Annotated in this window: 17 protein-coding genes; 10 read left to right on the top strand and 7 right to left on the bottom strand. The window is 33.2% G+C overall.

Going from position 1 to position 15,495, the window contains the following annotated elements:
• Positions 1–19: 19 nt before the first annotated feature.
• From pepT to C0512_RS08525, 5 genes are all read right to left on the bottom strand, one after another.
• Positions 20–1,261 (bottom strand): peptidase T, encoded by a 1,242-nt coding sequence (gene pepT, locus C0512_RS08545; RefSeq protein ID WP_290860581.1) that lies wholly within the window; start codon positions 1,259–1,261, stop codon positions 20–22.
• A gap of 6 nt (positions 1,262–1,267) precedes the next feature.
• Positions 1,268–1,651, bottom strand: coding sequence for a DUF4258 domain-containing protein (locus C0512_RS08540; protein ID WP_290860579.1), 384 nt, complete (start codon positions 1,649–1,651; stop codon positions 1,268–1,270).
• A 40-nt stretch (positions 1,652–1,691) separates the two neighbouring features.
• Positions 1,692–2,885, bottom strand: a complete 1,194-nt coding sequence (locus C0512_RS08535) for an alanine dehydrogenase (RefSeq protein ID WP_290860577.1) — start codon at positions 2,883–2,885, stop codon at positions 1,692–1,694.
• 165 nt (positions 2,886–3,050) lie between these two features.
• On the bottom strand, positions 3,051–3,455 hold the full coding sequence (gene tsaE / locus C0512_RS08530) for a tRNA (adenosine(37)-N6)-threonylcarbamoyltransferase complex ATPase subunit type 1 TsaE (RefSeq protein ID WP_290860575.1): 405 nt from the start codon (positions 3,453–3,455) through the stop codon (positions 3,051–3,053).
• A 93-nt stretch (positions 3,456–3,548) separates the two neighbouring features.
• Positions 3,549–5,102, bottom strand: coding sequence for a bifunctional response regulator/alkaline phosphatase family protein (locus C0512_RS08525; protein ID WP_290860573.1), 1,554 nt, complete (start codon positions 5,100–5,102; stop codon positions 3,549–3,551).
• 129 nt (positions 5,103–5,231) lie between these two features.
• Here C0512_RS08525 and C0512_RS08520 point away from each other — a divergent pair, with 129 nt between their 5' ends.
• The 10 genes from C0512_RS08520 to C0512_RS08475 all read left to right on the top strand — a co-directional run bounded on the left by C0512_RS08520 (position 5,232) and on the right by C0512_RS08475 (position 13,827).
• Positions 5,232–6,467, top strand: a complete 1,236-nt coding sequence (locus C0512_RS08520) for an HD domain-containing protein (protein ID WP_290860571.1) — start codon at positions 5,232–5,234, stop codon at positions 6,465–6,467.
• Positions 6,468–6,501: 34 nt separating this feature from the next.
• Positions 6,502–7,524 carry a UDP-3-O-(3-hydroxymyristoyl)glucosamine N-acyltransferase gene (lpxD, locus tag C0512_RS08515; RefSeq protein ID WP_290860570.1) on the top strand — a complete coding sequence of 341 codons (1,023 nt, stop codon included), beginning with the start codon at positions 6,502–6,504 and terminating at the stop codon, positions 7,522–7,524.
• 2 nt (positions 7,525–7,526) lie between these two features.
• The gene (locus C0512_RS08510; protein WP_290860568.1) at positions 7,527–8,924 is read left to right on the top strand and encodes a bifunctional UDP-3-O-[3-hydroxymyristoyl] N-acetylglucosamine deacetylase/3-hydroxyacyl-ACP dehydratase; all 1,398 of its coding nucleotides are present in this window, start codon (positions 7,527–7,529) and stop codon (positions 8,922–8,924) included.
• A 10-nt stretch (positions 8,925–8,934) separates the two neighbouring features.
• On the top strand, positions 8,935–9,720 hold the full coding sequence (gene lpxA / locus C0512_RS08505) for an acyl-ACP--UDP-N-acetylglucosamine O-acyltransferase (protein ID WP_290860566.1): 786 nt from the start codon (positions 8,935–8,937) through the stop codon (positions 9,718–9,720).
• Between the two features lie 45 nt (positions 9,721–9,765).
• The gene (gene efp, locus C0512_RS08500) at positions 9,766–10,332 is read left to right on the top strand and encodes an elongation factor P (RefSeq protein WP_290860564.1); all 567 of its coding nucleotides are present in this window, start codon (positions 9,766–9,768) and stop codon (positions 10,330–10,332) included.
• 30 nt (positions 10,333–10,362) lie between these two features.
• Complete coding sequence (locus C0512_RS08495) at positions 10,363–11,292, top strand: UDP-3-O-(3-hydroxymyristoyl)glucosamine N-acyltransferase (RefSeq protein ID WP_290860562.1); 930 nt, start codon at positions 10,363–10,365, stop codon at positions 11,290–11,292.
• Between the two features lies 1 nt (position 11,293).
• A complete protein-coding gene (locus C0512_RS08490; RefSeq protein ID WP_290860560.1) occupies positions 11,294–11,656 on the top strand; it encodes a nuclear transport factor 2 family protein in 363 nt (120 codons plus the stop codon).
• Positions 11,657–11,777: 121 nt separating this feature from the next.
• Positions 11,778–12,650 (top strand): succinate--CoA ligase subunit alpha, encoded by an 873-nt coding sequence (sucD, locus tag C0512_RS08485; RefSeq protein WP_290860558.1) that lies wholly within the window; start codon positions 11,778–11,780, stop codon positions 12,648–12,650.
• Positions 12,651–12,728: 78 nt separating this feature from the next.
• Entirely contained in the window at positions 12,729–13,157 is a 429-nt protein-coding gene (locus C0512_RS08480; protein WP_290860556.1) for a hypothetical protein, read from the top strand.
• Positions 13,158–13,293: 136 nt separating this feature from the next.
• On the top strand, positions 13,294–13,827 hold the full coding sequence (locus C0512_RS08475; RefSeq protein ID WP_290860554.1) for a DUF1697 domain-containing protein: 534 nt from the start codon (positions 13,294–13,296) through the stop codon (positions 13,825–13,827).
• A 217-nt stretch (positions 13,828–14,044) separates the two neighbouring features.
• On the opposite strand, the gene C0512_RS08470 is transcribed toward C0512_RS08475, so the two are convergent.
• Together C0512_RS08470 and C0512_RS08465 are read right to left on the bottom strand one after the other, a co-directional pair.
• Entirely contained in the window at positions 14,045–15,223 is a 1,179-nt protein-coding gene (locus C0512_RS08470; protein ID WP_290860552.1) for a cytochrome c peroxidase, read from the bottom strand.
• Positions 15,224–15,284: 61 nt separating this feature from the next.
• On the bottom strand, positions 15,285–15,495 hold a 211-nt coding region (locus C0512_RS08465), incomplete at its 5' end, for a hypothetical protein (protein ID WP_290860550.1).

Raw genomic sequence — 15,495 nt, 5'->3', positions numbered from 1 at the left:
GCAAAATAAAGTATAAAAATTATTTTTTCTCCGCTGTCAATTCTGCAATTTTAACAATGACTTCTATCGCTTTTTGCATGCTTTCAACCGGAACATATTCGTACTTTCCATGGAAATTGTGTCCACCAGCAAATATATTCGGACAAGGTAAACCTTTGTAGGATAATTGACAACCGTCTGTTCCGCCACGAATAGGTTTTATAATTGGTTTGATACCTAGTTTTTTCATCGCTTTTTCAGCAATTTCAACAATATGAAAAACAGGCTTTACCTTTTCTTTCATGTTAAAATATTGGTCCTTAATTTCGATAATTACAATATCTTCGCCAAATTGTTTTTGGTATTTTTTATTGAATTTGGCGGTCAATTCATGTAAAAAGTCTTTTCTTTTTTTGAATATTTTTTTGTCATGATCACGAACAATCAATGAAACAGTGCTTTCTTCAATACTTCCGGTAATTCCGGTTACATGAAAAAATCCTTCATAACCTTTGGTTGCTTCTGGAACTTCTTTTTTTGGTAATTTTGAAATAAACTTGTTGGCTAAAAGCATCGAATTAATCATTTTTCCTTTCGCATAACCCGGGTGAACGCTTTTCCCTTTGAAAGTGATTTTGGCACCGGCAGCATTGAAATTTTCATATTCTAATTCACCAATTTGACTGCCATCCATTGTGTAAGCCCATTCAGCACCAAATTTTTCTACGTCAAAGTGGTGAGCTCCACGACCAATTTCTTCATCGGGTGTAAAACCAACTCGTATTTTTCCGTGTTTAATTTCAGGATTTTTGATTAGGTATTCCATTGCTGTGACAATTTCGGTAATACCTGCTTTGTCATCAGCTCCCAAAAGAGTAGTTCCGTCAGTAGTGATAAGGGTTTGACCTTTATATTGCAACAAGTCTTTAAAATAGGAAGGCGATAATATTATATTTTGTTCAGCATTCAATACAATATCTTTTCCATCATAATTTTCTATAATTTGTGGTTTCACATTTGCACCTGTAAAATCCGGAGTTGTATCATAATGTGAAACAAATCCTATCGTCGGAACTTCGTGTTCAACATTACTGGGCAATGTAGCCATCACATAACCATTTTTGTCAATGGTTACATCTTCCATTCCAATTGTTTTGAGTTCTTTTACTAAATTTTTAGCTAAAACTAATTGTTTTTTTGAGCTTGGTGTTGTTTCCGAATTTGGATCAGATTCTGTGTCTATCGTTACATAGCTGATAAATCGATCAATAATATGTTGCATAATGTTTTATTTTTTTATTTCTTTTAAAACTACTTTAGATTCGTAATTTAATACTTCTAAAGTAACCGGAACTTGATTTATAGTTTTGCCTTCGATGATGTATAATTTAGCAGCACCTTCTTTGATATTACTTTTACTAAAATCGACTTCACCATAAGTCAACGTGTTTTTGATGTCTACCGTATCAATCCAACTCTCCGCTAGAACTTTTGATGAATTTTCAGAATAGAAAAATGGCTTACTTCTGATATCTTTTAAAACCCTGCAATTGGGCAAATAACAAAATGTGACACCTCTAGCTTTTGCTTTTGCTCCCAAAAAATAAACTAAGAAAATGATTCCAATTAATAATCCGAAAAGAAAAAAAGCGAAACGTTGGTAGAACTTCATTAGGAAAGAATTTTAACGGTGCAAAAGTACGAACAAAACCCTAAAACACAATCAAATTGATATCACTATTTGGTAAATCAAACCAATCTCCAATGGATTTATTGGTTAAAATACCATGGTAAAAATATAAACCGTTTTTCAAGCCGCGATTACATCGAATGGCACTTTCTACTCCACCATCTTCAGCAATTTGTATTAAATAGGGTGTTAAAATATTGCTTATTGACAAAGAAGCGGTTTTAGAATAACGTGACGGAATATTCGGAACACAATAATGCACTACATTATTTTTGATAAAGGTTGGTTTCTCATGTGTTGTAATTTCAGAGGTTTCGAAACATCCACCGGTATCGATACTTACGTCAACAATTACGGCACCTTTTTTCATGTGTTCTACCATGGTTTCAGTCACTACAACAGGTGTTCTGTTTTGTCCTCGAATGGCACCAATTGCCACATCACAACGACGAAGAGCTTTTAATAAGGATTTAGGTTGTATGGTTGAAGTAAAAATCGGTTGTTTTAAATTATTTTGTAGGCGTCTCAATTTTGTAATTGAATTATCAAAAACTTTGACATTTGCCCCTAATCCAATGGCCGTTTTAGCAGCAAATTCACCCACTGTTCCTGCCCCAATTATCACAACATCGGTAGGAGCAACCCCTGTAATATTCCCAAATAGTAATCCTTTTCCAAATTGATTGTTAATCATTAATTCGGCAGCAATTAATATCGAAGCAGTTCCTGCAATTTCACTCAAAGATTTTACAGCAGGGTAGGAGCCATCATCATCTTTAATGAATTCAAAAGCAAAAGCTGTGATTTTCTTTTTGGCTAATTTTTCGAAATATTCTTTTTTTCTAGTTTTTAATTGTATAGCTGAAATGACAATAGTATTCATATTTATCATTTCTATTTCTGCGGAAGTAAGCGGTTCGACTTTTAGAATCATCGGACAACTGAAAACTTTTTTTGGGTCTTGCGTAATTTCAGCACCGGCATCACTATATTCTTTGTCAGAATAACTGGCACTTTCTCCGGCTCCGGCTTCTAATAGTACTCGATGTCCATGAGAAACTAATGAACTTACGGCATCAGGAGTCAAACAAATTCTGCGTTCTTGGTAGGAGGTTTCTTTTGGAATGCCAATAAACAATTCACTTTTATGTCGGGCAATTTCCAACTTTTCTTCCTGCGGAAGTAATTGTTGTTTGGAGAAGGGAGTCAGAGGCATAAATTAGGTTTGAAATAAAGTTCTAATTTAGGAAATATTTTGGAATTAAAAAGAGTTATTTTTTATCGAAAAATAAATTTTTAAAACATAGTAGTCATATAAGTTCTTGCCATCAAAAAAGTTGAATAAAAAAACGTAAATGACTTATTATGGTAAAAATTAAAATCAGTCTAAAATTAATTTTCGATTACCGTTATCCAAAATTTCTATAGTAATGACATTGTGTTTCTCCGGTATTAGATTCGGTATTTTTTCTGCCCATTCAATGAAACACCAATTGCCGGAATAAAGATAATCTTCAATTCCAAAATCGAGAGCTTCCATTTCATTTTTTAAACGATAAACATCAAAATGATACACCAAACTCTCTTTTGCTTGGTATTCATTCACTAAGGAAAAAGTGGGACTTGAAGTTGGATTTTCAACACCCAGTCTCTTTGATAAAGCTTTGATAAAAGTTGTTTTTCCAACGCCCATTAAACCGTTAAAAAGAATGACTTTCTCAGGATTTTGAGCAATTACTTGTTGAGCAATTGTATCAATTTCGTTTAAATTATAAATAAATTCCATTATATTATTCCAAATTAAAATAGTCTACATAGAAGTAGTTTGCTGTTAAAATCTATTAAATTGCCAACAGTAAAACGAAAGTAGTCAATTTACTTATTTCGGATTAAAGACCAAAAATGGCACAATCATCTCTTCCAAAGAAATCCCTCCATGTTGATAGGAATTTCTGTAATAACTCACATAATGATTGTAATTATTGACATATGCTAAGAACAAATCATTTTTTGCAAAAATAAAAGAACTACTCATATTGATTGTTGGTAAGCCTATTTTTTTTGGGTCTTTTACAGCATAAACATCTTTTTCTTCATAAGTTAAACTTCTACCGGTTTTGTATCGAAGGTTTAAACTTGTGTTTTTATCACCAATTACTTTCGAAGGGTTTTTTACATTAATTGTTCCGTGGTCAGTGGTCAAAATCAATTTGAAACCCATTTGTTGAGCCAATTGAATCATTTCAAGTAAAGGAGAATTTTTGAACCAACTTAACGTTAACGAGCGATAGGCTTTGTCATTTGAGGCTAATTCTTTTACAACATCCATTTCTGTTTTAGCATGTGAAAGCATGTCCACAAAATTGTATACAATTGTTGTTAAATCATTGTTTTTTAAACCTTTAAAATTATCTACTAATTTTTTTCCATCTTTAAAATTAGTAATTTTGTAATACTCACTTTTTATATTCAAACCTAATCGTTTCAATTGAGCGGCTAAAAATTCACCTTCAAATAGATTTTTACCACCATCATCTACGTCATTAAGCCAGTATTGTGGAAATTGTTTTTCCATTTCAAGAGGCGTTAATCCGGAGAAAATAGCATTTCTGGCATATTGAGTTGCGGTAGGAAGCATAGCAAAATAGGCCATTTCTTTTTCCAATTTATAATGGTTGTTCACTACACTTTCAAAGGCTTTCCATTGGTCATATCGTAGGTTGTCAATCACAACAAAAAGAATAGGTTTGTCTTTTTTAACTAGTTCAGGAACAACACCTTCTCTGAATAATTTGTGAGACAAAACCGGTTTATCGGCTTTGTCTTCAAACCATTTTTCATAATTTTTTTCTATAAATTTACCAAATTGACTATTGGCTTCTGTTTTTTGTGATTCTAATATAGAAATAAGTCCTTGGTCTTCAATGTTTTCTAATTCAATTTCCCAAAAAATCAATTTTTTATATAATTCGATCCAATCTTCAAATGAATTTACCATAGCTAAATCCATGGCTATTTTCCTAAACTCTTTTTGATAGTCTAAAGTGGTTTTTTCAGAGATTAACCTGGAATGGTCCAAATTTTTCTTTAAAGCCAACAAAATTTGATTTGGATTCACCGGTTTTATCAAATAATCGGCAATTTTAGAACCGATGGCTTCTTCCATTATACTTTCTTCTTCACTTTTAGTAATCATAATGATGGGAACGGCTGATTTTTTTTCTTTCATTTCTGAAAGGGTTTCCAATCCACTCATTCCGGGCATATTTTCATCTAAAAAAACGATGTCAAATTGATTTTCTTCAAAAATATCTACAGCATCCCGACCATTATTGCAGGTCGTAACAGCATAGTTTTTAGTTTCTAAAAAAAGAATATGTGGTTTGAGCAAATCAATTTCATCGTCGACCCAAAGAATTTTTATTTTGTCCATAAAATGGTTTTGTTTTAAAAGTGCAATTTAACAATTATCGAACGCAGGAAGTATTAAAGTTATTGTAAATGTTTAGTGAATTTCACAATCTTAAAATTCAGTATATTTGTTGTCTTAATTGTTATCTAAGTGAGCCAAACGAATAAACTAAAAATTTTTAACGACCCCATTTACGGTTTTATCACAATTCCAAATGAATTGGTTTTTGATTTGATTCAGCATCCTTATTTTCAACGATTACGGCGAATCACTCAAATGGGATTGTCCTATTTAGTTTACCCGGGAGCAAATCATACACGTTTTCACCATGCTTTAGGTGCGATGCATTTGATGCAAAAGGCGGTGGAAGTTTTGCGGTTTAAAGAAATTTTAATTTCAAAAGAAGAAGAAACGGCTCTTTATGTTGCTATTTTGCTTCATGATATTGGTCATGGCCCCTTTTCCCATGCGATGGAGCAAAGTATCGTAGAAAATGTGCACCATGAAGAAATTTCATTGCTTTTTATGAATCAATTGAATAGAGCCTTTGACGGAAAATTAAGTTTAGCAATTCAAATTTTTAAAGGAGAATATAATCGTAAGTTTATGTTGCAACTTATATCCAGTCAATTAGATATGGATAGAATGGATTATTTGAAACGCGATAGCTTTTATTCAGGAGTGGCGGAAGGAAATATCAATTCGGATCGTTTGATTCAAATGCTACATGTGGTTGATGATGTTTTAGTAATGGAAGAAAAAGCTATTTATTCGATCGAAAAGTTTTTGATGGCCAGACGATTAATGTATTGGCAGGCTTATTTACATAAAACCAGTTTGGTTGCAGAACTCATTCTGACCAGAACATTAAAAAGAGCGAAAGAACTCACACAGAAAGGAATGGTTTTAGCATGTAGTGAACCGTTGCAGTTTTTTTTACAAAATAAAGTTGATTTTGCTGATTTTGATGCCATAATTTTAGATAAATTCGCTCAGTTAGACGATTTTGATATAGTGAGTGCTTTAAAAGCATGGCAATATCACCCGGATTTTATTTTAAGTTCTTTGAGTAAAATGATTATTAATCGTGATTTACTCAAAATTAAGGTGAGCAATGAAAAATTTGATAAAGAAGAAATCAAGCTATATAAACAAAAACTTTTGGAATATTACCCTATTTCATTAGCAGAAACAGACTATTTTGTATTTAAAGGTAAAATAAAAACGTTAGGATACAACAAAGTAATTGAACCGATTCAGATTTTAAAAAAGGATAAAACGGTGGAAGATGTTGTAGAATCATCAGATCAATTAAATTCCAGAGCATTTTCAAAACCTGTGACCAAATACTATAGCTGTTTTCCAAAAGTACTCATAGAAAAATAACAAATAATAGGTAGTTTTTTATATTTTTGTCGGAATGAAATTTACTGCAACTCAAATAGCATCCATTTTAGAAGGCGAAGTCGTTGGAAATCCCAATGTTGAAGTCTATAAATTATCCAAAATTGAAGAAGGATCTGCCGGTTCTCTTACTTTTTTAGCCAATCCAAAGTATGTTAACTTCATTTATTCTACACAGGCTTCTATTGCTATTGTGAATAAATCATTTGAACCTGAATTTGAAATTTCCGCCACCTTAATCAAAGTGGAAGATGCTTATAAATCATTTTCAAAATTATTGGAATACTATAACCAGGTAAAATTAATGAAATCAGGCATAGAACAACCTTCTGTAATTTCTGATGGAGTGACTTATGGTGAGGGATTATATTTAGGAAGTTTTTGTTACATTGGTAAAAATGTAAAAATCGGAAACAATGTAAAAATTTATCCGAACAGTTTTATTGGTGACAATGTTTCTATAGGTGATAATTGTGTGTTTTTTGCAGGAGCCAGAATATATTCTGAAACTGAAATCGGCAGTAATTGCACGATTCATTCAGGAACAATTGTAGGTTCTGATGGTTTTGGTTTTGCTCCTCAAGAAGACGGAACCTATGAAAAAGTACCACAAATTGGAAATGTAATTATTGAAGATAATGTCGAAATAGGTTCTTGTTCTACCATAGACAGAGCTACTTTAGGTTCAACAATAATTAGAAAAGGAGTAAAATTGGATAACCAAATTCAAGTTGCTCATAATGTAGAAATTGGGGAAAATACCGTTATTGCGGCTCAAACAGGAATTGCCGGTTCTACAAAAATTGGAAAAAATTGTATGATTGGCGGACAAGTTGGAATTGTAGGCCATCTTATTATTGGTGATGGTGTTAGAATTCAAGCCCAATCCGGTATTGGAAAAAGTTTAAAAGATGGTGAAACGGTTCAGGGCTCACCCTCTTTTAATTATGGTGATTTTAGTAAATCCTACGTGCATTTTAAAAATTTGCCAAAAATAGTCAGTGAAATAGAAGAACTTAAAAAAACGATAATTAAATAAATATGTCACAATCGGTTAAACAAAAAACCATAAAAAGCGAGATAACTTTAAAAGGAGTTGGATTACACACCGGTCAGGAAGTTATCATGACTTTTAAGCCGGCTCCCGTAAATAATGGGTTTACCTTTGTTCGTGTAGATTTAGAAGGTCATCCCATCATTGAAGCTGATGCAAATCATGTGGTAAATACGCAAAGAGGAACCAATTTAGAGAAGAATGCAGTAAAAATTCAAACTTCAGAACATGTTTTGGCCGCTTGTGTAGGATGTGATATTGACAACCTAATTATAGAATTAAATGCCTCTGAGCCACCTATTATGGATGGTTCATCTAAATATTTTGTGGAAGCTTTAGAAAAAGCAGAAGTAGTTGAACAAGATGCCGATCGAAAAGTATATATCGTTAAAGAAGTTATTTCATATACAGATGAATCTACCGGAAGTGAAATTTTAGTAATGCCTTGTGATTCCTATCAAGTTACCACGATGGTTGATTTTGGAACGAAAGTATTAGGAACTCAAAATGCTACTTTAAAATCTATGTCAGATTTTAAAAAGGAAATTGCTGATGCCAGAACGTTTAGTTTTTTACATGAGTTAGAATCTCTGTTAAACAATGGTTTGATTAAAGGAGGAGATTTAAATAATGCCATTGTGTATGTTGATAAAGAAATCTCTCCCGAAACAATGGATAACTTGAGAGTTGCATTTGGTAAAGATAAAATTTCAGTAAAACCAAACGGTATTTTAGATAATTTGACTTTACATTATCCTAATGAAGCCGCTCGTCACAAATTATTAGATGTTGTTGGTGATTTGGCATTAGTTGGTACCCGCATTCAAGGGAAAGTTATTGCCAATAAACCCGGTCATTTTGTAAATACGCAGTTTGCCAAAAAACTTGCTAAAATCATAAAAATAGAGCAACGTAATCAGGTTCCAACATACGATTTGCATCAAGAACCACTGATGGATATTCACAAAATTATGGCTATGTTGCCTCACCGTCCGCCATTTTTATTGGTAGACAAAATTTTTGAGTTATCGGATCATCATGTAGTTGGTTTAAAAAATGTAACCATGAACGAACCGTTTTTCGTTGGTCACTTTCCAGATGCACCAGTAATGCCGGGTGTTTTAATTGTGGAAGCAATGGCTCAAACAGGCGGAATTTTAGTGCTAAGTACTGTTCCTGATCCTGAAAATTACCTGACTTATTTTATGAAAATTGATAACGTAAAGTTCAAACACAAAGTGTTACCGGGCGATACATTAATTTTTAAATGTGATTTAATTTCTCCAATACGAAGAGGAATTTGTCATATGCAAGCCAATGCGTATGCAAACGGAAAATTGGTTGCGGAAGCCGAGCTGATGGCTCAAATAGCAAAAAAGAACTAATACATCAAGTATGAATCAACCTTTAGCATACGTACACCCTGGAGCAAAAATTGCACGAAATGTAGTTATCGACCCGTTTACAACCATTCATAATAATGTCGTTATTGGAGAAGGAACTTGGATTGGTTCCAACGTTACTATTATGGAAGGTGCCCGAATTGGTAAAAATTGTAATATTTTTCCGGGAGCTGTAATTTCAGCAGTTCCACAAGATTTAAAATTTGGTGGAGAAGATTCACTGGCAATTATTGGTGATAATTCTACTATTCGTGAATGTGTAACAATTAATCGAGGCACCATTGCTTCCGGTCAAACAACAATTGGTAAAAATTGTCTAATTATGGCAACCGCACACGTAGCACATGATTGCCATATTGGAGATAATGCCATTATTGTGAATGGTGTTGCCTTAGCAGGTCACGTGACTGTGGGTAATTTTGCTATTATTGGAGGTTTAGCAGCTGTTCATCAATTTATCAACATTGGTGATCACGCGATGATTTCCGGAGGTTCATTGGTTAGAAAAGACGTTCCACCTTATACAAAAGCGGCAAAAGAACCATTATCTTATGTCGGAATTAATTCAGTTGGATTAAGAAGAAGAGGATTTACCACAGAAAAAATCAGAGAAATTCAAGAAATATACAGAATTCTTTACCAAAAAAATTATAACACTTCGCAAGCAGTCAGCATTATAGAGGCAGAAATGTCTGCTTCACCGGAACGAGATGAAATTTTACAATTTATAAGAAATTCTTCTCGAGGTGTAATGAAAGGTTATACAGGAGTATATTAAGATAATTATAGAACAAATAAATAGAAATAAACAAACAAAACGAGAATGGCAAGTACGGCAGATATTAGAAACGGATTATGTATTAAACACAACCATGACATCTACAAAATTATTGAATTTCTTCATGTAAAACCGGGTAAAGGTCCCGCTTTTGTGAGAACAAAATTAAAAAGTTTAACAAACGGAAAAGTATTAGATAATACTTTCTCTGCCGGACACAAAATAGATGTGGTTCGGGTTGAAACACATACTTTTCAGTTTTTATATTCAGAGGGAAGTGAATTTTATTTTATGAATACCGAAAGTTTCGAACAAATTACCTTAAATAGAGATATTTTAGATGCTCCTGATTTATTAAAAGAAGGAACTCTTGTGATGGTTCAAATTAATACAGAAACGGATTTACCTTTATCGGTAGACATGCCGGCTTCTATTGTTTTAGAAGTGACTTATACCGAACCTGGTGTAAAAGGTAATACCGCTACAAACGCTACTAAACCTGCTAAAGTAGAAACCGGTGCCTCTGTAAACGTTCCTTTATTTATTAATGAAGGAGATAAAATTAAAATTGATACAGCTACCGGAAATTACATGGAGCGTGTGAAAGAATAGTTTTTAACAACAATATCAATTTCAAAGTTTATGAAATTTCCAAAAACATATTCGCTTAAAGAAATAGCTCAAATTATTGGTAGTGAATTTGTGGGAGATGAAAATTTTCCGGTCCAAGGTATGAATGAAATTCATGTGGTTGAATCCGGTGATATTGTTTTTGTTGATCACCCCAAATATTATGATAAAGCTCTACAATCGGCTGCTACTATTGTTTTAATTAATAAACAAGTAGAATGTCCGCAAGGAAAAGCATTGTTGATTTCTGATGATCCGTTTCGTGATTTTAATAAATTGACAAATCATTTTAGACCGTTTACTTTTTCAAATGTTTCGATTGCTCCAACGGCTCAAATTGGTGAAGGCACCATAATTCAACCTAATTGTTTTATTGGAAATCATGTAAAAATTGGAAAAAATTGTCTAGTTCATGCTAATGTATCAATCTATGACCATTGTGTACTGGGTGATAATGTCATCATTCAGGCCGGAACAATTATAGGTGCCGATGCTTTTTATTATAAAAAAAGACCGGAGGGATTTGATCAATTAATATCCGGTGGCCGAGTAATTATTGAAGATAGTGTAGGAATTGGAGCTTTGTGTACTATTGACAGAGGTGTTACAGGAGATACAACTATTGGAGCCGGAACTAAAATTGACAACCAAGTTCATGTGGGTCATGATACAGTAATCGGAAAAAAATGCTTAATTGCCGCTCAAACCGGAATTGCCGGTTGCGTAGTAATTGAAGATGAAGTAACAATGTGGGGGCAAGTAGGAACAACAAGTGGAATAACTATTGGAACTAAAGCGGTTGTGATGGGACAAACAGGAGTTACAAAATCTATTGAAGGTGGTAAAACCTACTTTGGAACTCCAATTGAAGAGTCACGAGAAAAATTAAAACAATTGGCATACATCAAACGAATTCCTGAAATTTTAGAAAAATTAAAATAAAATGAATGCAAAAGAGCTGGTTTTAGATTTTTATAATTCCGATGCTTTGTATAACAAAAATACAATGGATGTTTTTTTACATCCTGATTTTTCGTTGGAGTGGAATAGTAGTAAAGGCTTGATTAGAAAAGACAGGGAAGGTTTACTTCAATTGGCAGAAGAATTGAAAGTGGGATATGAAACATTTGTTGTTCAAATTCACCAAATTTTGGCTGAGGATAATTTAGTGTCGGTTCATTATACCCATTTTGGGACTACTATTGAAAATCCGGGGCAAATTAACCGTTTGGCGTATTTCTTTGTGATATGGGAAATTCAAGACGGCAAATTATTTCGTGGTTATCAAATGAGTCAATTACCATAATTACCATTAATTTATATATTAATTTAGCAAGATTATTTAAAAAACGATAAAAAAAGTAAGCTATATTTTTTCTAAAGAATTACTTTTGTAATACAAAAATTAAAAACAAACAAACACAATCATGAGCGTTTTAGTCAATAAAGATTCAAAAATAATAGTACAAGGATTTACCGGAAGCGAAGGAACTTTTCATGCTTCACAAATGATAGAATATGGAACAAATGTTGTAGGCGGTGTTACACCCGGAAAAGGAGGTACAACTCATTTAGACCGTCCGGTTTTCAACACTGTAAAAGATGCAGTTCAACAAGCGGGAGCAGATACTACTATTATTTTTGTACCACCAGCTTTTGCTGCTGATGCAATTATGGAAGCTGCAGATGCAGGAATAAAAGTAATCATTACCATTACAGAAGGTATTCCGGTTGCTGATATGATTAAAGCATATGCTTATATTAAAGATAAAGGATGTCGATTAATCGGGCCAAACTGCCCGGGCGTGATCACTCCGGAAGAAGCAAAAGTTGGTATTATGCCGGGTTTTGTTTTCAAAAAAGGAAATGTGGGAATCGTATCAAAATCAGGAACGTTAACCTATGAAGCAGCTGATCAGGTCGTTAAACAAGGTTTAGGAATTACTACTGCTATCGGAATCGGTGGAGATCCAATTATTGGAACAACTACTAAAGAAGCTGTTGAATTATTAATGAATGACCCTGAAACAAAATGTATTGTCATGATTGGTGAAATAGGAGGTCAGTTAGAAGCAGATGCTGCTAAATGGATTAAAGCAGACGGAAATCGTAAACCTGTTGTTGGTTTCATTGCCGGAGAAACAGCACCAAAAGGAAGAACCATGGGACACGCCGGTGCAATTGTTGGTGGTGCTGATGACACAGCAGAAGCTAAAAAACGAATCATGAGAGAATGTGGTATCCATGTGGTTGATTCACCTGCTAAAATAGGAGCGAAAGTGAAAGAAGTTTTAGGATAAACATCTTTAAATATAAAATTATGATAAGCCTTGATCAGTCAGGGCTTATTTTTTTCAATATAAAATAGAAGGATAAAAATGTATAAGGAAGTAAGTAAGTTTAAAAATAGTGGAAGTTTTCAATTTTCATCAAGCGATGACTTGGAAGTGGTTTGTAATGCACCAAATGATACCAGTGGTGTATTTTTAGTTTATAGCATTGAAGGGGATAATAAAGTATTAATAATGGTTGGTTCTACCGGATCAGTTCAAAATGATGGAACATTGAAAGCCAAAAACGGTGGCTTATATGACAAAATCGTAAACGGACATCAGTTTGCTAAAACCGCTCGAAAATATTCTTGGAAAACCCAGTTAAAACTAGAAAAAATTGAAGCTGTTGAGGTTTTTTGGTATGAAACCTATAACGACAAAACCAAAGTAATTCCAACGTTTGTGGAAGGACAAATTTTGCAATTGTTTTTAAAAGAAAATGGAAAGTTGCCTAAATGGAATGTGGCTTTTTAAAAAGATTTAGTAAAAATTAAGAATGGGTTTTCTAAGTTAGGAAACCTTTTTTATTTAAAAACGCTCTGTAAACTCTCCTAATTTTATATTAAATTGAAAAAGAATTATTATTTTTAATGAATCAGCAAATATTCAAATGAAATACCTAGCACTATTAAGAGGCATCAATGTATCTGGTCACAACATGATTAAAATGGATGTTTTAAAAGCTATCCTTGAAAATGGAGGATTTAAAAATGTGGAAACCTATGTTCAATCCGGAAATGTGTTTTTAGAAACGGAAGATGAAAACCCACAAAGTGTTGGTTTTACCATCAAACAAGAAATAGCGAAACACCTTGGTTTCGATGTGCCAATTATAGTAATCAGTAAAGATGATTTAGAAAAAAGCCTGACTAATAATCCGTTTTTCAAGGAAAAAGAGGTGGATACTAAAAAACTATATGTTGCCTTTATTTCAAAAGAATTAAACAATTCGGCGATAAACGAATTAAAAATAAGTCAATTCAAACCCGATGAAGCTTTTATAGATGGAAGTAGAATCTACATGAAATTAGAAACGGGTGCAGGAAATACAAAATTGACTCAAAAATACATTGAAAAAAAATTAAATGTAACGGCTACAAGTCGAAATTGGAATACGGTAAATAAATTGATTCAGTTGTTTTAGGAAGAGGTTAAAAGGGATAGGTTTTAGATTTTGAAATTTTGGTTGAAGGATTTTATCAACCTTACCGTTATTGAAATAAAATTTTTATTCATAAAATACAAAGCTCTACTTCAGTAGAGCTTTATTTATCTCATAAATTTTCTTTTCTTTAACTTCAATGATGTCAAACATCGATTTAATTATAGAAGGAAGCAACCGCGATTGTTATATTTTTCCATTAAAAAGGATCCGACCATTTTGGATTTGTATAAACATCCGACCCCGATAAGGTTTTCAAGAAAGCGATAACAGCATTGACTTCTTGGGCATTTAAATTTAGATGTTGTCCAAAACCATTAGGGCGTAATTTAGGATCTAAATTTGTATTTCCCGGAGCTAAATTAATTGTCCCATAATGACCAATTGCTGTTTGTAAGGTTGTAATTACTCCAGTGTGCATCATTGGTCCGTTTGGTGTTCCGTCAAGTTTAACTAAATCGCGTAAGGATGGGGCACGGGTATTTGTAATGTCAATTCCTGTTGCATTAATTGTTCCTATAATTCCATTATTTCCGGAATTGGGGTCTATGTCAAATTCCGGAGGTCGATGACAACCGGCACAACCTAATCCACCTCCGGTTCGACTGCCTGTTGCATCAAAAATTGGTGGAGAAAGAAATAGATTTTTTCCTTGATTTTCTTGTGCTGAAAAATTGGTAAAAGGTTGAACATCATTTGTTGCTAAAGCTCTTCCGGCGTCATATTTTGAATCAAAGGATTGAATACTTCGAATGAATTGAGCTAGTGCTATTTGCAATTTACTTTCAGTAATTTCTTCAGAACCATAAGCAAATTGAAATAATTCTTTATAATAGTCAAGTTCACTGAGTTTCGTAATTAATCCTGAAAAGGGTAAATCACCATTAGTACCACTGAAACCCATCTCTCCATGATCTTTTATGGGCATTGTCGTTTGTGTTTCTAAGTTCAACGCCCTTTCGTCCCAGAAAAATTTAGTTTCTGCGGCAAATCGAGTGTTTATTAATCGCATGGAATGTCGACCGGTAGTTCCGTTTACACCCGAACTGAAAACAGAAGTGTCACTAAAGGCATTTATCTGCTGATGGCAACTTGAACAAGAAATGGTATTGTTAGAAGATAGATTTTTATCATAAAATAAAACCCGTCCTAATGTGGCAACTTTATCAGAGATAGTGTTTCCGTTAGTATTATTCTTTAGGATATAGGTGGGAACAGGTTGATTTGCATAATTAGCTAAATTAGTTAAATCAATTGTATTGCCGAAAGCTGCTAAAACTGCGGGATAAGTATCGACTTCCTGAATTGTTGTTTCTGAATCATTTTGGCAAGAAAGAAAGGAAAATAATATGAGAAAGGGGAAGATGATTTTAATCATAGTCTTTAGTATTGTTTGATTTTACTATGACTATAGAATTTAATAAAGGTTTAATTTAGAATTAAATTTTTTCCTTTTTTTCTTTTTTCTCCTTGTTTTTATTGATTTTTTTAATCAATTCATCAATCGATAAATTATATTTAGTGCTTAATACAAAACGATCCGTTTTTTGAGGATTATATTTGTTTTCATAAAATAAGGACAAACCTAAAGTGTTTCCATATTTTAATAGATAATCACCTCCAAGAGTGTACCTCATTCTGTTAAATTCA

Origin of the sequence: Flavobacterium sp. (genome assembly GCF_013822155.1) — a bacterium.
Classification (GTDB): Bacteria; Bacteroidota; Bacteroidia; order Flavobacteriales; family Flavobacteriaceae; genus Flavobacterium.
The sequence above is the reverse complement of the archived record's forward strand: the minus strand, read 5'-3'. Positions and strand labels throughout refer to the sequence as shown.